Source organism: Paenibacillus sp. 2003, from assembly GCF_031455635.1.
Taxonomy (GTDB): domain Bacteria; phylum Bacillota; class Bacilli; order Paenibacillales; family Paenibacillaceae; genus Paenibacillus; species Paenibacillus amylolyticus_B.
Map to the genome: position 1 here is coordinate 63,935 of NZ_JAVDTB010000003.1, position 17,853 is coordinate 81,787.

Below are 17,853 nucleotides of genomic sequence, written 5' to 3' on the forward strand. Positions count from 1 at the left end.
GATTTCACTACTGAGCCTCATTGTACAGACGGAGCAGATTCACGTAAAATGAACAAAAATGATTGTCAGTATCATTGAAAATAATAGATAAGCACTTTGCATGAATTAGATGATGAAGAATGCCGATATAACGACGAGCAGGTGATCAGGGTATGGATGCAGGTGATTTGAAAATATTTCAGGCGGTTGCCCGCGAAGGTAGTATCAGTAAAGCTGCACTCGCACTCAATTATGTGCAGTCCAATGTAACAACACGGATTAAACAGTTGGAGACACAGCTACAAGTACCGCTGTTTCATCGTTCCAATCGGGGGATGTCTCTTACACCAGCGGGCGAGAATCTGCTTGTGTATGCGGATAGAATTTTGCAATTATTATATGAAGCAGAGCAGGCCACACAAGTGGGTAACCCTCCGTCCGGCCTGCTTCGTCTGGGTGCCATTGAGACAGCAGCTTCCACTTTCCTCACGCCGCTCTTGGCTGAATACAGTTCATGCTACCCTGAGGTACACCATTCGCTTGTCACGGGTGGGACCCATGAGCTGAACCAGAAGGTCATTCAACATGAATTGCATGGCGCTTTAATATATGGCCCAATCGATCATCCTGAGCTGAACTATATGAAGATGTATGACGAGGAATTGGTGTTGATCGCTGAACCTGGAGTGCATGAGATACACGAGTTATTGTCCAGGCCGATGTTGTTTTTTGAGATCGGATGCACACATCGCACTCAGGCGGAATCCTTTTTGAAAGATCAGGGTATCCACTCTCTGCGCATTATGGAATATGGAACACTGGACACGATTCTGAATGGAGTATCTGCCGGGCTCGGTGTATCATTGCTGCCGCGGTCTTCAGTTACCAAAGCAGAATTAAGAGGTGAGATCTCAGTGATGTCTTTGCCAGATCCCTATTGCCGGTTGGAAGTAGGATTTGTGTATTCCCGTGGTGAACATATATCTAGTGCGCTGAGCGCTTTGGTTGAGATTATTACAGAACCAGAACTATAAGAGGTTGTTCAAAAGTCTGTTTATGAATATGCACTATAAAGGAGTGAGTGATCTTGAAAGAAACTGCGCTAACGTTGGGTGATGCATTTAATCAGGCAGACTTTATTGTAGGTGGTCATGGCAGTCGCCAAGTGAAGGTACTTCAGAACGTACTGGACCAGATCGATGGGGAGGTGTTCAGTGACCACTACGGCAACGGCTCCATCATTGAAGAATTTCAGCAACAGATGGCTGACATTCTCGGCAAGGAATCGGCCGTATTTTTCCCAAGCGGAACGATGGCCCAGCAGATTGCATTACGGATCTGGTGTGACCGCAAAGGTGTAAAACGGGTAGCTTACCACCCTCTGTGTCATCTGGAAATCCATGAGGAAGACGGATTGAAAGAGTTACACCAGATTGAATCGATTTTGCTGGCGGACAAGGATCGGTTGATTCGTTTGGAAGATGTACAGGCGCTTGATCTGGACATTGCCTGCCTGCTGTTGGAACTGCCACAACGCGAGATTGGCGGGCAGTTGCCAGCGTATGAAGAACTGGAAGCGATCTCGGCCTATTGCCGTGAACGCGGGATTAAGCTGCATCTGGACGGGGCACGCCTGTTTGAGATTACTCCCTATTACGAGAAAACGCCTGCGGAGATTTGCAGTCTGTTTGATACGGTGTATGTGTCTTTTTACAAAGGGATCGGGGGCATTGCGGGGGCCATATTGGCCGGAGACACGGATGTGATGCAAGAGTCAAAAGTATGGAAACGGCGGCACGGCGGAGATCTGATCGGTCTGTATCCGTACATTCTGAGCTCCCAGTATTATTTCAATGAACGTATTGGAAAAATGGAGCTTTATTATGAGCAGGCTAAAGAACTGGCATCTCTATTGAATGCATGTCACGGGATACATACATTGCCCGAAGTCCCGGTATCCAATATGTTCCATGTACATCTTGCGCTCGGTGCTACCGAAGTTGAACCAATCCTTGTGCAAATGGCTCAGCGGTTTGGTATAGGAATGACTTCATATCTGAACAAGACGAGTGGGAACAGCTGTGCCTTTGAATTGTCTACGGGTGATCGTTATGAGAAACTTCCCCAGGATAAGCTGCGTGCAGCACTGGAATGGCTGGATCAAGAGTTGCGTACACAGGTGAGATAACAAGCGGATTCTAGCGTAAAGGGGGAGTTCAAGTGAAGTCGATGGAATTAGAACCGATTCGTGATCTTTTGGTGAAAGCTTACGATACAACTATGGGAGAAGGGTGCACGCCCGAAACGCAACAGAGCATTGAAGATTTTGAGCAAAAGTATAACGTGATACTACCCGCAGCGTACCGTGCACTTTTGCTTGAATTCGGGGCATGTAATTTCGGCGATCCTGCCTTGTATTCAGCAAAAGAACTGGATTGGGCATATCCCGAGTTTCTGGAAGTCTACCGTGAAGTTAAGAAAGAGTACCAGCTGTCGGATGATCTCAATCCGTTCCCGATTGGTGGATTTGGCGAAGGCAGTATGGCTATGTTGGATCAGACTTCGGGCAAGATCCTGATGTTGATCCATGATGCAGGAGATACGCCAATTCGAGAGATTGCAGTAGACTTTATTGATTTAATGACGCAGCTGACGGAGTCCGCGATCTGGGTACAGGAACAGATGAATTAACAGGGAGACGGAAGGAAGCGCAACAGACCTATGGATATTCGTAAGTTAAGATATTTTATCACCGTGGCGGAGGAACTTCATTTTCACCGTGCAGCGGAAAAATTAAACATGACGCAGCCACCCCTGAGCCAGCAGATTCAAAATCTGGAGGAAGAGCTTGGCGTAAAGTTATTGGAGCGCACGAGAAAAATGGTTCGTTTGACGCCAGCGGGTGCCGTCTTTCTGGAACAGGCCAGACTCATCATGGCCCAACTTGATCGATCTATTCAGCTTACACAAAAGGCAGATCAAGGTATCATTGGGCATATATCCGTAGCCTTCGTGGATTCCGCTTCGGGCGGGATCATGGTGGAGGTGCTTAGAAAATTTCGCACTGCGTATCCGCAGATTGAATTGACATTACGTGAGATGACTTCGTCCCAACAATTACAGGCATTGGAAGACGGTCAGATCCATATTGGATTTCTGCGGTATCAGGAAGATACTCGACATGTTTCCTTCCGCACCTGTCAGGAGGAAACGTTGCTCGCCGTATTGCCAGAGCATCACCCGATGGCAGCCCTGACTCAAGTTTCGATTCGAGAACTGGCGGATGAAGATTTTATTTTATTCCCACGACATCTGGGCTCCCCATTTCATCGAATGGTTCTTGACTACTGTAGAACACATGGCGTAGACCCACGGATTACGCAGGAAGCGATCCAGATGTATACGATTGTGAATCTCGTTGCAGCGGGCATGGGTATTTCCATCGTTCCCTCCTCGGTGGATGTATTCCAGCGAAAAGGTGTGGTCTTTCTTCCATTACAAGAAACTCCGCCCTCCGTACCGTTGTATACGGCATGGCGGACGGATATGAATCAGGAAGTGGTATCCCGGTTTATGGACATTGTTGATGAATGTGTTTAACCCGTCTTGGCTGGATCACGCTCAATCCAAGGATTCAGTATTTCATCAATACGAGTCATGATCGCAGGGTCCAGTTTCACACCAGAAGCTTTTACATTTTCCAATACCTGCTCCGGTCGGGATGCACCGATAATGACGGAACTGACATACGAGTGCTGAAGAACCCACGCCACAGCGAGTTGAGGAAGAGTTAGACCAATCTCTTTAGCGAGCGGAACAAGCTGTTGCACAGCGGTAAGAACATCTTCGCGTAACCACTGACCAGCCAGTTTATTGAAAAAGGGTGCGCCTGCCTCCCCAGCTGCACGTGATCCGGTGGGCAACGCTGCGTTAGGCACATATTTGCCTGATAGTATACCCTGAGCCAGAGGAGACCATGTAATCTGTCCAAGTCCTGGTTGTTCGCTTGCAGGTACTACTTCTTGCTCAATCACACGCCACAACATCGAATATTGGGGCTGACTTGCAATGAAGGGTACATAAAGTTCCTTCGCCAAAGCGGCTCCTCGTGCAATCTGATCCGCGTTCCATTCACTTACGCCAATGTAGTGGACCTTGCCCTGACGCACCAGATCGGAGAATGCCAGAAACGTCTCTTCCAGTGGAGTGTTGTAATCATAACGGTGAGCGTAATAGACATCGATATAATCAGTCTGTAGCCGCCGTAATGAACCATTGCAGGCTTCCATGATGTGTTTACGTGAAAGTCCGCGGTCATTATGACCTGTGCCGGTTGGGTGACAGACTTTGGTGCACAGTTCAATACTCTCTCTTCGTATATCCTTAAGTGCTTGTCCCAGTACGGTTTCTGCCTCGGTATTGGAGTACACGTCTGCGGTATCAAATGTGGTAATACCTGCCTCCAATGCCGTTCGCACACAAGCTTCTGCTATTCCATCCTCGACTTGCGCTCCATGCGTAATCCAGTTGCCGAGTGAAATCTCACTGACGGTTAATCCACTGTTTCCTAATTTACGATATTCCATTCATGTCGCCTCCCTAAGTCATCTGGACTCCATTGTAACAATGGCAGATTAATAGGTGAAATATCTTTTAACCTCATCTTTGATACGAAAAAAGTATCAGTGAATCTACATTTTCTCCTGGAGGTATTTGCGATAGAGAGCAGGCGTAATCTCCTCGAACTTTTTGAATATTTTGATAAAATATCCCGATTCATTAAATCCCAGCTCATCACTGATCTGTGAGACAGGCATGTCGGTGACCTCCAACAATTGCTTGGCCCACTTTATCTTGAGTTTTGCCAGGTAGGTTGTGAAGTTCTCACCCGTTTCCTTGGCAAACAGTCTGCTGAAATAACTCGGACTCAGGTGGCATAGATCGGCCATTTGTTTGAGTGAAACTTGTTCGCTTTTGTGACTGTGAATGTATTCAAAAGCAGGCTGAAGTACAGGGCTGGAGCTTTCCGTGTCACTTGGGCTGTTCTTCAGATAAGCATCCGCAATCGCATTCGTCATCTCTTTTTTGATCGACTCGATATTACGAATGGAGTAACCCGGCAGAATGGTGGAGAGGTTCAGAGACTCCTGATTGCCTGAAGCTTTCTCGAACATTTCAACTAACAGATTTTTGTTGAGCGCTTCCTCCACAATGTAGTTGCAGAGCAGGGATAACATGTTGGAGATTTTCACAATCTCTTCATAGGTCATTACAGGCAGCTGGGCGTAATCGTCCTTTAATTCCTCCAGCTTGGCTGCATGCATGGGTACGTTTTTGGACGTGACAATTTGCTCCAAGTCGCTACCTTTCTCGGGATTGGCGAGTTTCACTTGTCCTGCCATGACAGCGCCGATATATTTGCCATCAATCGTGATCGGAATCGCGATATCTATAATATTGAAATGGCATAAATACACATAAGGCTCGTTCAATCGAACAGCTTCCAGACCACCGCGTGAATCACATTTTTGGCAGTAGGGGAGAAGCTCCGGGTCTTTACGCACATTCTGGCAGAAAGCCTGACAGCTGCTATGACTGGTTACGGGAATGCCTTTATAATCAACGGTGAGGATCGCCAGTTTGGTTACTGTTGCGAGAGAATCTTGTAGACGCTTCCATTTATTAAGGTCGAGAATTTTATTGATATGCAGATATTCTTTGATCATTGGTGCAACCTCCATAGGCTAACCTGATTCATAATTTAGGCCGTTAAAAGTTAGCAAGTTGTACATATTAAGACGTAATGATGACGGGTAATGTATAATGGGAGGTCAAAATTCAACCATCTCATGACAATAAGATACCATGATTGCGCTAAAAAGCAAAAAATTACGATTGTAAATTATAATAATTTGTTATCAAAGTCCACTGTAAACCTGCTGCTCATGCGTTATATTAAGGTCAATTGTAAGAAATTAAAATTTGATGTAATCACTACACGATTTCATATCCTTAGGAGGCATATATTATTATGAGAAAAGCATTTATCAGCCCAACCAAATATGTACAAGGCGAAGACGAGTTGTTGAACCTGGGGTACTTTGTTAAATCCTTCGGAGAATCGGCCTTGCTGATTGCACATCCGGATGATGTACAGCGTGTCAAAGCAAAGCTGGATGCAACAGCAGAGAAATTTAACATTACATTTGTTGAAAGCGGTTTTAAAGGGGAATGTTCCCGTGAGGAGGTTGCTCGTCTGCAAGCGATCGCGAAGGAAAAAGGATGTGACTCTACCATCGGTCTTGGTGGCGGTAAAGCGATCGATGCTGCGAAATGTGTAGCTGAAGGCGAAGCACTGATCATCTGCCCAACGATTGCGGCAACAGACGCACCGACAAGTCACTCGGCTGTATTGTACACACCGGATGGTTCTTTCGATGACTATGCTTACTTCAAACAAAGCCCAAGTGTGGTACTCGTTGATACAACGGTAATTGCTAATGCACCAACACGTTTCCTCGTATCGGGTATGGGAGATGCGCTCTCTACATACTTCGAAGCAAGAGCAACAGCGAAATCCTATTCCCGTGTAAACGCAAGTTTGCCAATGGGTTCTCGTGAAGGGTATACGCCATCCGCAGTAGGTACCAATGCGGCACTTGCCTTGGCAAAACTGTGTTATGAAATGCTGCTGACTGACGGTGCAAAAGCCAAGGTAGCAAGTGACAGCAACGTCGTGACACAAGCGCTGGAAAACATCGTTGAGACCAACATTCTGTTGTCAGGTCTTGGATTCGAAAGTGGCGGTCTGGCCGCAGCACATGCGATCCACAACGGTTTGACTGTTCTGGAAGGCACACATCATTTCTTCCACGGTGAAAAAGTATCCTTCGGTACGATTGCACAACTTGTACTCGAAAATGCACCAACCGAAGAGTTGCATGAAGTCATGGACTTCTGTCTTGAAGTGGGACTGCCGATCAGCTTGGCGGATATCGGTGTAGACACGATTAGTCAGGAAGAGTTGTTGAAAGTTGCAGAGATCGCTTGTATTCCGGAAGAATCCATTCACGCCATGCCGTTCCCAATCACTGTTCCTGAAGTGGCTGCTGCCATAGCAGCGGCTGACCGCATGGGTCGTGAGTACAAAGCAGCTCGCCGGGAGGTAAAATAATGAAGAAAATTATTAACCAGGCCGAACATGTTGTTATGGAAATGTGCAACGGGATTGCGCTTGCACACCCGGAGCTTGAATTTCTGAAAAAATATAAAGTCATCAAACGCAGAGAGATTCAGGCTGATAAAGTCAGCCTAATCAGTGGCGGCGGCAGTGGACATGAACCGGCTCACGCAGGTTATGTGGGTAAAGGGATGCTGGATGCAGCCGTATGTGGAGATGTGTTCGCATCCCCTTCCCAAATCCAGGTGTACCAAGCGATCAAGGCAACAGCAAGCAACAAGGGAACACTCTTGATCATCAAGAATTACAGTGGCGACATGATGAATTTCAAGAATGCAGCGCATCTGGCAGAAGAGGATGGCATCGACGTACAATATGTACGCGTTGAGGATGACATCGCTGTACAAGACAGCTTGTATACGGTAGGACGCCGCGGCGTTGCCGGCACTGTACTGGTTCACAAGATTGCCGGAGCAGCAGCCGAAGAAGGCCGCAGTCTGGCAGATGTGAAATCTGTTGCCGAGAAAGCAGCTCAGAACGTTCGCAGTATTGGTTTTGGATTCACATCCTGTACCGTACCCGCCAAAGGCACGCCTACATTCGAAATTGCTGAAAATGAGATGGAATTCGGCGTAGGGATTCATGGTGAGCCAGGGATTCGCCGGGAGAAAATCGTATCGGCTGATGAATTGGCAGGACGTATGGTCGAAGCATTGCTCGCAGATATGAAGCTGGATAAGGATACATCCGCTGAGATTGCGGTGCTCGTGAATGGTTTTGGTGCAACACCTTTGCAAGAACTTTACCTGCTCAACAATTCCGTTCAGCGTGAGCTTGCTGGACATGCAGGTCTGAAGGTCGCTACTACGTTTGTAGGCAACTACATGACAAGTATCGATATGGCGGGTGCATCGGTTACGATTCTGAAACTGGATGATGAACTAAAAACGCTGTTGTTCAAGGAAAGTGATACACCTGCATTTAAAGTATCTGGCCCTCCAGTAGCACAAGTGGCGTATTCCGAAGCGCTTGAGGCTGTTGTGGGTGAAGACGCTCCCGTATCTTACGAAGTGGAGACGGATGCATCAGCTGCGGTAATCAAAGGCAATCAATTTTCACTGGACAATGTCGTCTACCTGATCGATAAAATGGGTGAGATCATCATCAAGAACGAAGTACCGTTCTGTGAACTGGATTCCCATGCCGGTGATGGCGATTTTGGTATGAGTGTAGCAAAAGGCTTCCGCCAGTTGAAACGCGAATGGAACCACATCATTAACGAAGATAAAAAAGACATCGGATCGTTCCTGGATGCATGTTCCTTGGTCATCATGGAATATTGTGGCGGCGCATCCGGCCCGATCTGGGGTTCGGCATTCCGTGCGGCTGGCAAAGCTGTAGGGGATAAACAGCAATTAGACGTTGCTGAATTCGCTGAGATGATCCATGCGGCCGTGCAAGGGATTCAGTCTACTGGAGAGCGTTCCTTCGGACGTGGCGCCGTTGTAGGTGATAAAACCTTGATCGATGCACTCGTTCCGTGTGCCGATTCCTGGACTCAAAGTGCGGAATCTGGCGATGACTTCAAAACCGCATTTGCCAAAGGTGCAGCAGCAGCCGTTGAAGGTGCGAAGAAAACCGAAGACATCGTGGCGCGTATGGGACGTGCAGGTGCCGTCGGCGATCGTAGTCTGGGCTACCCGGATGCAGGCGCGTATGCGCTGGGTGTTATTTTCACAGAATTATCTGAGTCTATGAAGTAAGATTGGTTTCAATCATCCAAAATTCAATATGATATGCAGTGATTGACACAGGTAACGGCGCCGGATGTCCGGCGTCTTTATGTGTGCCTTTTTTAGGCCATATTAAGTCAATTTTTACATGTTATCATTTACATCAATGGGTATATCTTATTTTTTCACGCATATGTTCATTTATTTATCTAACATTTTATATTTATTAAAGGAGTTTTCTATGAGAACAGTCACATCATTCTTGAAAAAACCGCAGGGGTTGCTGGTTTTATCACTAGTTCTGGTTATTTTCGGTAGCTTGTTTGCCGGAATGTTCAATACGTCCTTCTATTCCGTGAAGGTCAAAGAGATCAAATTCCAAGCTGAGCACGGAACACTGTCAGGCCTGCTCTACATGCCCAAAGGCGCGGGTGCAGATGACAAACGTCCAGTTATTATTACAACTCACGGGTATCTGAATACCAAAGAAATGCAGGATGCACCTGCCATTGAAATGTCTCGACGCGGTTACATCGTGCTTGCACTGGACATGTACGACCACGGCGATTCCCGCTGGAGTGCAGATATTCCTGTGAAGGACCTGTTTGGCACGTTCTGGATCTACTCGCAATTTGATGCCGCCAAATATATCTATGAGCAGGACTTCACCAAAAAAGATGAGCAAGGCAATGCCTATGTCGCAGTTAGCGGTCATTCCATGGGTGGGTTCTCAACATTGCTATCCATGTACATGGATGAGATGAGTTCTCTGCAAACTGGATACCGCATGATCTATACAGGTATCTCCGTTGGTTCGGATTTCTCCTACGCCGCAGCTGTTGCACCTCAAGATCAGCTTCAAGCAGCATATGGCAGCCGGACTGTAGGCATGATTGCAGGTAAGTATGACGAATTCTTCTTCAACAAATCAGATGAAGAAAAAACAGCGGCAGAGAAAGAAGTGCAAGGTACAGTAACTCGTAAGGACTTTGCTGCAACTGCTTCGGGTAAAGCTTTCCTTGGACTTACGCCAGATGCGCCAAAAGGCGAGACGGACCAATTTAAAGAAGTAACATCCGGTGATCTGACCGTGGATGGTAAGGTGGTACGTGCTTCTCAGACGGGTGAACACATTATGTTTACGCCGAATCAAACGCACCCATGGAACCATTTCTCGGGAACAACGACCGGTCACTTGATCGACTTTTACACGCATGCATTCAATGGTGTGACCTCACCCAACCAGACAAATGTGAATCTGGATTCCGGTAATCAGATCTGGTGGGCTAAGGAAGCCTTTAATTTTGTCGCTCTGATCGGGTTCTTCCTGATGATTGTTCCGCTGATTACGTTGCTGCTCAGACTTCCGTTCTTGCGTAACGCGGCAACAGGTGAGATTGCAACCGTGTCCGCAGCGGTCAATGGAAAACAAAAAACAATGTATTGGCTCGCTATTGCATTCAGCACATTGATCCCAGCAATCTTGTTCCCTACCTTAATGGATAAAGAGGCGAGCGGACTGAATGTACTCCGCATCATTGCTCTGGTTTTGCTGATCGTAAGTGTGCTTGGTGCCATTATTGGATTCGTCGTGGCTGGAAGCAAAAGAAACAACTATACCGCAAACCGTCGGGTAAACAATATTGCGGTGGGCAGTGTGCTTCTCGCGATCGTATCTCTGGTAATGTGGGTCATCTTCAACTATGCAGATAAGATTGTGGTTACAAGTTCGTATTTCAATGAACCAACAACAAACCAGATTGTGTACTGGGCGTTGGTATCAGCCTTAATTATGATCCTGGTAACCTTTGCATTCCACTATTTCTCCAAAAAGGATGCTGGAACCCGTTTCAGCGATTATGGTATCAGCCTGAACCCTGTTACGATAATTGCCAGCTTGGTAACCGCAGTACTGGCGGTAGTTATTGGATACGCATTGTTATTCGTAGTACAGGCGATCTTCGGAACAGATTTCCGAATCTGGACGTTTGCGGTCCGTACGTTCGAGAGTGAACACTTCATTACCGCATTGCGTTATACCCCGTTTTTCCTGATATATTACTTTGTCAGCGCGGTTGCCCTGAATGCCAATACACGTGGCAAACGTGGGGGGATGTTCCTGGCCATGGTACTGAATGTTGGCGGGTTGGTGCTGTGGTTGCTAGTGCAATACGGCAAAGACTTTATGACAGGTGTGGCGTTGTATCCAGGTCAGGCATTGAATGGCATTTTGCTCTTTGCACTGGTGCCTTGTCTCATCATCGCTGCCGTGTATGCACGCAAATTGTTTGAAAAAACGAATAACTTATGGCTTGCCGCATTTGTGAACACATTATTGTTCACCATGGTTACGGTGGCGAATACCGCACTGTTTTGGAATTTGGTTTAATGTGAAAAAGATATGGAATGCACCTAGGATTACACTTGACCACTCCGATTGCAGACCATACTTGATTTAGACACTCAGGAACTACATAGACAGAAAACCTTTCGATCTCTCTTATCCCCGGAGCACGCTTCGCTTCTTCAGGTCCTTTCTGTCTGCTTCGCTCTTGTGTCTGTAATAAGTAATATAACTGCAATCTCCATTCCGGTGTAATCATGGGTCAAACCATATCCAACGTTACATTAAACGTGGATATAAGTAAGGGGACCGCTCTGTAGCTTGGCTTACAGAGCGGTCTTTTTGATATGGAGGAGCGATCTTGTGTGCCTTAAATTGGATTCGCAGTTCCAGATAGTGTAATCTGGAGGTTAGGTGCAGATCGGTAAAAAACCATTTGAACGAGAAGGGATCGGGATGATTCAATGACGCAAAAAATCTATTATGACTCTGCTTATACAAGAGAGTGGCATACAACAATTACAGGCAAAGTGGACAAGGAAGATGGTGTATATGTCACGCTGGCGGAGACTGCTTTTTACCCGCATGGGGGCGGACAACCTTGTGATCTGGGACAAATTGGCGGCATCGCAGTTCTGGATGTGAACATTGAAGATGGCGAGGTGTGGCATAAGCTGGAACGCGCCCCTGAACAGACTGAGGTACATTGTGAGATTGACTGGGAGCGCAGATTCGATCATATGCAGCAGCATACGGGTCAGCATTTGTTATCGGCAATCACTCTGAAGCTGACTGAAGCGATGACGCTCAGTTTCCATCTTGGAACGGAGTATGACACGATTGATGTGGCTGCGCCTGAACTGGGAGCGAATCAATTGACCGCCATTGAACAAGAAGTGAATCGCCAGATCTATCGTAACGCTCGCATCAACACGTCCTGGGTTACAGCAGAAGAGGCAGCACAATTGCCACTGGTGAAGCAGCCTACGGTAACGGAAGACATTCGTATCGTCGAGATCGAGGGTGTGGAGTATAACGCCTGCGGCGGAACCCATGTGTCGGCGACAGGCGAGATTGGCATCATCAAACTGTTGAAAACCGAAAAAGTGAAGGGCGGCACCCGCATTTATTTCAAATGTGGAACAAGGGCGCTGAATGAATTCACAGCTACACAAAACGTGCTCAACAGCATCATGGTTAAATTAAAGACCAGTAAGGACGAGTTATTGGAGCGCATTGAGAAAATGGAGCTGGAGCAAAAACAGCTGCAAACCGAGCTGAATGCAGTGAAAACAACGAACGATGCCTATTATGCGGAGGAACTTCTGGCCGCCCGGCAGGGGCTGGTGATTGCGCAGGTCTTTGAAGACAAATCGCTCAAGGATATGCAGAGCCTTGCCACCAAGCTGACGGCAGACCATGAAGGCCTTGTACTCTTTGCCAGTATCTCAGAGGCCAAAGTTGTTCTGGCACAGAACGGACAGCCGCCTGAATGGGCTTGTGGACCTTTCTTCAAAGGCAATCTTGGAGCCTACAATGGCAAAGGTGGCGGCAGTGAAAAGATGGCTCAGGCGGGCTTTGCCAGCAGTGAAGATGCGCTTGCCTTTTACGAATTCACCAAGGATCAGCTGGGACATCACTGATTCGCATTTTCCTTTATAAGACACGCAGGTATTGAAATATAAGTAGGGGACAAGCACGTCACATTGTGGCGTGTTTTCCATTGCCAATAGTTGAAGGAGGTTGGAACATGACAGAACGAATTCCGTGTATACGTGAAGGGTGTCCAAATACCATTTTGCCAGCAACGGCTGCCAGAACAAGTGGGTATTGCATGCCTTGCAAGCAAGAGATGGAGCGCGAGGAACGCCAGAGATACATTGAAGCGAATCGACGTGACGTGAACTTGTATGCAGGTATCACAGACCCGGTCGAGGTTTTGAAAATCATGCATGAACCTCAGGTACGCGATCCACTAATTCGTTATACACCCTATGAACAATCCGAGGAACAGGTATATCTATCCTTGTCTGTAGAGCAACAAGATCAGATGAAGGATTATGCGATGCAACGGAGTCGTACAGGTGATGAAGATATGGGCAAAGACATTCTGATATATCTGGTCTGCTACCATGATATATCGTTAACTGCCGAAATTCCTGAGCTGCTGGAACAGGAGATCTATTATCCTGCCATTTTGTATAAAAGTGCCTCGGGTGAGGCTCGTGATCGTCTCTTGCAGCAGGTGAACACCGATGATGAGAATCGGAATCACATATTGCTCATGCTGGCCCATATCGGAGATGATGTTGTCGTGCAGCAGTTCCGGCAATGGAGACAGTCTCCGCCATCTTGGGCGAGTGAATTGTACGTGGCACCTGAGCATTACACCACTGAAGCTGGTTGGGAACTTACAAAAGACGGGCAACGCAGGGAATTATTCATCACCCCAAGTTATTCACTCTATAAAATAAAAGAGAATGAAGGACCTAACGTGGAGTTAACCGAAAATTCACTCTCGATGCTGAACCCTAGTAACAATTGCTGTCCATGGTGTGGCAATACGTTAACCACCTTAATTAATCTGGATGTTAAACATCCCGCTTTGAAGGAGGTGTCTTGGCATGCCCACCGACTTCAGATACAGACTTGCGTAATATGCAGCAGTTACGGTGTGGTTTACATGGAGTTGGACGCAGCAGGGGAACCGTTATGGAGTTCACATAATGTCATGCCTGCGGGAATGGACGAGATTGACCTGGACGACTATGGTAAACTTGCACCGGATGTTGGCCAGCAGTTTCGGATTGCGAATGCATCGCGTCATGCATTCCATGCCAGTGAGTGGGCGATGGAGCCATCGTTATCTCAGGTCGGCGGCCATCCAGGATGGGTTCAGGATGCAGAGTATCCAACATGTCCAAGCTGTTCCGCGAGAATGAAGGCTGTCGCACAACTGGATTGGGGCGAGGTTGAGGAATACGGTGAGGGTATGTATTACATGTTCATATGTGAGCCGTGTCAGATGACCGCCGTATCATACCAGCAATCTTGATGGTGGAAGCAATTATAAGCCATTAACTTATCTATAATATTACAGGGCTGTTTAGGTTGTAATGACAGACAGTAGCATACAGACTATGACATAAAGAGGCATCCCGTAAGTTCTTGAACTTCAGGGGATGCCTTTTTAATGTACGTCAGATTTTCCTACAATTCCGCAGATGCCTGCTTCAGCAGTCCAGCCAGCCACTCATAATCCGGTGTATCTTTTTCCTTGAGCTTGATCGTTTTGCGTTCTTCCGGGCCTTCAAATATCCCATCGGGTAGATCAAGTCCGGTTGCATGAAAGATGGTGAAGGAAACGGCTTGTTTGGATGGAGAGATGACCGCAGCGTACTTTCCATTTTTCAAAAAATGAGGTTTCTTGTATTGCACACGTTCCTGCACGTCAGGGATGGTGTCATGCACTAACTGGCGCAATTGTTCAGCGACCTGTACTTGCCAGGGGATCTGAATCTGTTCAATAAACGCAGTAACTTCTACATTCTTGGTCATGCATGTTCACCCTCCGTATGGATCTGATTGTGTAATTCCCATTCTGGTCTTAGGATTCCCATCATTAAGCGGTCGTAACGTTTACCATCACGATATACAGCGGAGCGTGCCCGTCCTTCCAACTGAAAACCAGCCTTCTCATAGGAGCGAATCGCTTTGGCGTTGTAGGCGATGACATCGAGGCCAACCCGGTCCAGATTCATCTCATGGAATGCATATCGTAAAATAAGATTCAACGCTTCCGTGCCATATCCCTTGTTGCGATGTTTGGCAAGTCCGATGCCAATGGCAAGCTGTCCGCAGCGGTTATTCCATTCAATGCTGTGGATAACGACAAAACCAATCAGCATATCCTCTTCATGCATGCGCAGTCTGAAGTACACTTCCTTGTTCTTTGTCTCGCCCTCATCTTCCAACTGTTTCTCTGAATAGGGAATGGCAAGATCAGTATCCACATTCCGAAGGTACTCCGGGTCTTCGTTCCATTGCAGCATCGTCTGCACGTCCTCAGGACGTGGCGGCGTCATTTTCAATCGTTTGCTATAAAACAGGTTGTCCGTTGTGAGTGTCATAGGGGTCTCCTTTTGGCATCTGATAGCCTCATCATACTGGAAATTATAGGTGGATCACAATAGAACATTTCAGTGCATGTAAGTATGCTCTTGTCATGAAACCTAACACGGTAGTAAGATGAAATCATCGATATACATTCAGTGATAGAACCAATAATAATGTCGGCAGGAGTGGTACGTTTTGGAGATCAAAGTGGATGATTTGAGTGGAGTACAAGTTAAGGCATTGATCGCGGAGCACTTGCAAGGGATGGCAGCGGATTCGCCTCCGGAGAGTATTCATGCGTTGAATCTGGATGGGCTTAAGAAACCTGAAATTACATTCTGGTGTGCGTGGGAAGGGGAAGACTTGCTCGGCTGCGGGGCTATCAAAGAACTTGATCCAGAGCATGCAGAGTTGAAGTCGATGCGCACGGCTTCAGCCCACTTGAGAAAAGGCGTAGCGAGAAAAATTTTGGCTCACATTCTGGAGGTTGCCACAGAGCGTGGCTATAAGCGAATTAGTCTGGAGACGGGTTCAATGGATTCATTTATTCCGGCACGGAAGCTGTATGAAGAATTCGGATTCCAATATTGCGAACCATTCGCAGATTATACATTGGACCCGAACAGCGTATTTATGACGAAAACAATCTAAATGGATTTACATGAGAAACCAGAATTCTGTTTTTTACAGGATGCTGGTTTTTTATTTATTTTGCAACATATCGTACATCTTAAAATTTGGAAAAAGAGTAGAATAAACTCAATAATACAGTATTAAAGCAACTTGGCCTTGTGACGAAGAATAAGGAGGGAGTTGTCCATAATTTACTGGTGGTTTGGTCATATGAATCCGCTGTTTGCTGTCTTGGTGTTATGTCCCATCATTGCTGTAGTGCTCAGCTGGATTGTACACAGATTGCTCCGTGCCATTGTGGGGTATAAAACATAGGTTATGTCCACATATGTTTGGGATGAATTGGCCATAAGGAACTTCTGGGCTGATTGATGGACAATAGGGTATACTGGACATTATGTCTATGAAACAAGACAGCATTACAGACGTTTTTTACATCAGGAGGACTTTGAATTGGCTCAGACAGAAGGAACACTACAGAAGAAGCTTAAACCAAGACACATCAGTTTTATGGCTATGGGTGGTGTCATTGGTACGGGGATTTTCAAAGGCAGCGCAGAGACGATCGGACTTGCAGGTCCGGGCGTTATTGTCACGTACATTTTTGCTGGATTATTGCTGCTGGTCGTTATGGCCGCGATGGCGGAGATGGCTACGGTGTACAAGAACAAAAATATGAAAGACTTCGTGCAAGAGGCATTTGGTAGCCGAGTCTCCTTTGTTATGGGATGGATGTACTGTTTTCTGTGGTTATCGGTATGTGTCATTGAGGTGATTGCTGCCGGGAGCTTTTTGCAGTATTGGTTCACGGAAGTACCGCTGTGGATGCTGAGTCTGGCTTGTGCGGCGTTCATTATACTGGTTAATCTGCTAAGTGTAGGTGTGTTCGGGGAATTTGAGTTTTGGCTGGCCGGAATCAAAATTGCCATGATCATTATTTTTATCTTCCTGGGTGCAGGGTTGATCTTTGGCATTATCCCAAGTGATAACACTCCATATCTGCAAAATTATACGCAAGCAGGCGGGTTCTTCCCGAACGGATGGTCATCGATCTTCTCGGCACTGCTTGTGGTCATGTTCTCTTATGGAGGATCGGAGCTGATTGGTCTGACCCTGACCGAGACTGAAAATGCAGAAAAAGTGATGCCCAAAATCGTGGGCAATTTCATGCTCAGAATTATTCTGTTCTTCACCTTGCCAATTCTCATCATCTGTGGTCTGATCCCATGGAATGAGATTGGGCCGGAGAGCAGTCCGTTTGTACAGGTGCTCGCCTCAACGGGACTACCAGGAGCGGCGCACATAATGAACTTCATTTTGGTGACGGCAGTTCTGTCTGCTGCAAATTCAGGGATCTATGGTGCATCCCGGATGATGCACTCCATGGCAGTGGGCGGGGAAGCTCCGAAGGCATTGTCAAAGACGAATCGCAACGGTAGCCCTGTTAACACACTTCTGGTGTGCTCAGTAGTTTTGCTCGGAGGTTCCTTGCTTGGCCTGTTCGCGCAGGATCAACTGTTCCGTGTATTGCTCGCAGTTCCGGGGTTTGTCGTGATCCTTGTGTGGATCTGTATTGCCTCATCCCAGTTGAAACTGCGGAAGAAATATCCGGTTCAACCGACCTTCAAAGTTTGGGGATTCCCTTATATAACCGGAGTCGTGGTACTATGTCTCAGTGTGATTGCGGTGATGTTTGTGTTTGATGAAGGTAATCGGTTCAGCATTAGCATCTGTCTTGCCGTACTTGCGGTGCTGATCATCTGGTCCCTGATTCGATTCAGAAAGATGAATGGACGGACAGTTTAGTATTTGTAATATATAAATGTGCGATAATACGTAACAAAGAACATCCCGGCGGTGGTATTCGA

The 17,853-nt window shown here is 46.8% G+C and carries 16 protein-coding genes; 12 read left to right on the forward strand and 4 right to left on the reverse strand.

Annotated elements, in window-relative coordinates; genetic code table 11:
* The first annotated feature begins 152 nt into the window (after nt 1–152).
* The 4 genes from J2X75_RS15820 to J2X75_RS15835 are packed head-to-tail and all read left to right on the forward strand — an operon-like array spanning nt 153 to nt 3,579.
* Complete coding sequence (locus tag J2X75_RS15820; RefSeq protein WP_210109720.1) at nt 153–1,013, forward strand: LysR family transcriptional regulator; 861 nt, start codon at nt 153–155, stop codon at nt 1,011–1,013.
* 53 nt (nt 1,014–1,066) lie between these two features.
* Nucleotides 1,067–2,167: a threonine aldolase family protein gene (locus J2X75_RS15825; RefSeq protein ID WP_310337752.1), complete on the forward strand. Its 1,101-nt coding sequence runs from the start codon at nt 1,067–1,069 to the stop codon at nt 2,165–2,167.
* Nucleotides 2,168–2,208: 41 nt separating this feature from the next.
* Entirely contained in the window at nt 2,209–2,670 is a 462-nt protein-coding gene (locus tag J2X75_RS15830; RefSeq protein ID WP_310338486.1) for an SMI1/KNR4 family protein, read from the forward strand.
* Between the two features lie 30 nt (nt 2,671–2,700).
* Entirely contained in the window at nt 2,701–3,579 is an 879-nt protein-coding gene (locus J2X75_RS15835) for a LysR family transcriptional regulator (protein ID WP_310337755.1), read from the forward strand.
* Here J2X75_RS15835 and J2X75_RS15840 read toward each other — a convergent pair.
* Nucleotides 3,576–4,565, reverse strand: a complete 990-nt coding sequence (locus J2X75_RS15840; RefSeq protein WP_310337757.1) for an aldo/keto reductase family protein — start codon at nt 4,563–4,565, stop codon at nt 3,576–3,578. The two genes, J2X75_RS15835 and J2X75_RS15840, sit on opposite strands and share 4 nt — an antisense overlap.
* A 105-nt stretch (nt 4,566–4,670) precedes the next feature.
* Nucleotides 4,671–5,705, reverse strand: coding sequence for a PocR ligand-binding domain-containing protein (locus J2X75_RS15845; RefSeq protein WP_310337759.1), 1,035 nt, complete (start codon nt 5,703–5,705; stop codon nt 4,671–4,673).
* Nucleotides 5,706–6,010: 305 nt separating this feature from the next.
* On the opposite strand from J2X75_RS15845, the gene J2X75_RS15850 reads away from it, so the two are divergent.
* The 5 genes from J2X75_RS15850 to J2X75_RS15870 all read left to right on the forward strand — a co-directional run bounded on the left by J2X75_RS15850 (nt 6,011) and on the right by J2X75_RS15870 (nt 14,291).
* A complete protein-coding gene (locus J2X75_RS15850; protein WP_017690500.1) occupies nt 6,011–7,153 on the forward strand; it encodes a glycerol dehydrogenase in 1,143 nt (380 codons plus the stop codon).
* A complete protein-coding gene (dhaK, locus tag J2X75_RS15855; protein WP_310337763.1) occupies nt 7,153–8,922 on the forward strand; it encodes a dihydroxyacetone kinase subunit DhaK in 1,770 nt (589 codons plus the stop codon). The genes J2X75_RS15850 and dhaK overlap by 1 nt, the downstream gene beginning before the upstream one ends.
* A gap of 211 nt (nt 8,923–9,133) precedes the next feature.
* The gene (locus J2X75_RS15860; RefSeq protein WP_310337765.1) at nt 9,134–11,281 is read left to right on the forward strand and encodes an alpha/beta hydrolase family protein; all 2,148 of its coding nucleotides are present in this window, start codon (nt 9,134–9,136) and stop codon (nt 11,279–11,281) included.
* Nucleotides 11,282–11,700: 419 nt separating this feature from the next.
* Entirely contained in the window at nt 11,701–12,879 is a 1,179-nt protein-coding gene (locus tag J2X75_RS15865; RefSeq protein WP_310337767.1) for an alanyl-tRNA editing protein, read from the forward strand.
* Between the two features lie 107 nt (nt 12,880–12,986).
* Nucleotides 12,987–14,291, forward strand: a complete 1,305-nt coding sequence (locus tag J2X75_RS15870) for a DUF1963 domain-containing protein (protein WP_310337768.1) — start codon at nt 12,987–12,989, stop codon at nt 14,289–14,291.
* Nucleotides 14,292–14,446: 155 nt separating this feature from the next.
* Here the strand turns inward: J2X75_RS15870 and J2X75_RS15875 are convergent, their stop codons facing one another.
* Both J2X75_RS15875 and J2X75_RS15880 read right to left on the reverse strand, forming a co-directional pair.
* The gene (locus J2X75_RS15875; RefSeq protein ID WP_124117325.1) at nt 14,447–14,794 is read right to left on the reverse strand and encodes a DUF1801 domain-containing protein; all 348 of its coding nucleotides are present in this window, start codon (nt 14,792–14,794) and stop codon (nt 14,447–14,449) included.
* Nucleotides 14,791–15,366: a GNAT family N-acetyltransferase gene (locus J2X75_RS15880; protein WP_310337772.1), complete on the reverse strand. Its 576-nt coding sequence runs from the start codon at nt 15,364–15,366 to the stop codon at nt 14,791–14,793. The genes J2X75_RS15875 and J2X75_RS15880 overlap by 4 nt, the downstream gene beginning before the upstream one ends.
* A 181-nt stretch (nt 15,367–15,547) precedes the next feature.
* Between J2X75_RS15880 and J2X75_RS15885 the strand changes: the two genes are divergently transcribed.
* From J2X75_RS15885 to J2X75_RS15895, 3 genes are all read left to right on the forward strand, one after another.
* Entirely contained in the window at nt 15,548–16,003 is a 456-nt protein-coding gene (locus J2X75_RS15885; protein ID WP_310337773.1) for a GNAT family N-acetyltransferase, read from the forward strand.
* Nucleotides 16,004–16,165: 162 nt separating this feature from the next.
* On the forward strand, nt 16,166–16,300 hold the full coding sequence (locus J2X75_RS15890) for a hypothetical protein (RefSeq protein WP_310337775.1): 135 nt from the start codon (nt 16,166–16,168) through the stop codon (nt 16,298–16,300).
* 138 nt (nt 16,301–16,438) lie between these two features.
* Nucleotides 16,439–17,791 (forward strand): amino acid permease, encoded by a 1,353-nt coding sequence (locus tag J2X75_RS15895; RefSeq protein ID WP_210109711.1) that lies wholly within the window; start codon nt 16,439–16,441, stop codon nt 17,789–17,791.
* The last annotated feature ends 62 nt before the right edge of the window (nt 17,792–17,853 follow it).

Coding starts and splice junctions, on each gene's coding strand:
- J2X75_RS15820 (WP_210109720.1), top strand. CDS start 153: ATGGATGCAGGTGATTTGAAAATATTTCAGGCGGTTGCCCGCGAAGGT.
- J2X75_RS15830 (WP_310338486.1), top strand. CDS start 2,209: ATGGAATTAGAACCGATTCGTGATCTTTTGGTGAAAGCTTACGATACA.
- J2X75_RS15835 (WP_310337755.1), top strand. CDS start 2,701: ATGGATATTCGTAAGTTAAGATATTTTATCACCGTGGCGGAGGAACTT.
- J2X75_RS15840 (WP_310337757.1), bottom strand. CDS start 4,565: ATGGAATATCGTAAATTAGGAAACAGTGGATTAACCGTCAGTGAGATT.
- J2X75_RS15845 (WP_310337759.1), bottom strand. CDS start 5,705: ATGATCAAAGAATATCTGCATATCAATAAAATTCTCGACCTTAATAAA.
- J2X75_RS15850 (WP_017690500.1), top strand. CDS start 6,011: ATGAGAAAAGCATTTATCAGCCCAACCAAATATGTACAAGGCGAAGAC.
- dhaK (WP_310337763.1), top strand. CDS start 7,153: ATGAAGAAAATTATTAACCAGGCCGAACATGTTGTTATGGAAATGTGC.
- J2X75_RS15860 (WP_310337765.1), top strand. CDS start 9,134: ATGAGAACAGTCACATCATTCTTGAAAAAACCGCAGGGGTTGCTGGTT.
- J2X75_RS15865 (WP_310337767.1), top strand. CDS start 11,701: ATGACGCAAAAAATCTATTATGACTCTGCTTATACAAGAGAGTGGCAT.
- J2X75_RS15870 (WP_310337768.1), top strand. CDS start 12,987: ATGACAGAACGAATTCCGTGTATACGTGAAGGGTGTCCAAATACCATT.
- J2X75_RS15875 (WP_124117325.1), bottom strand. CDS start 14,794: ATGACCAAGAATGTAGAAGTTACTGCGTTTATTGAACAGATTCAGATC.
- J2X75_RS15880 (WP_310337772.1), bottom strand. CDS start 15,366: ATGACACTCACAACGGACAACCTGTTTTATAGCAAACGATTGAAAATG.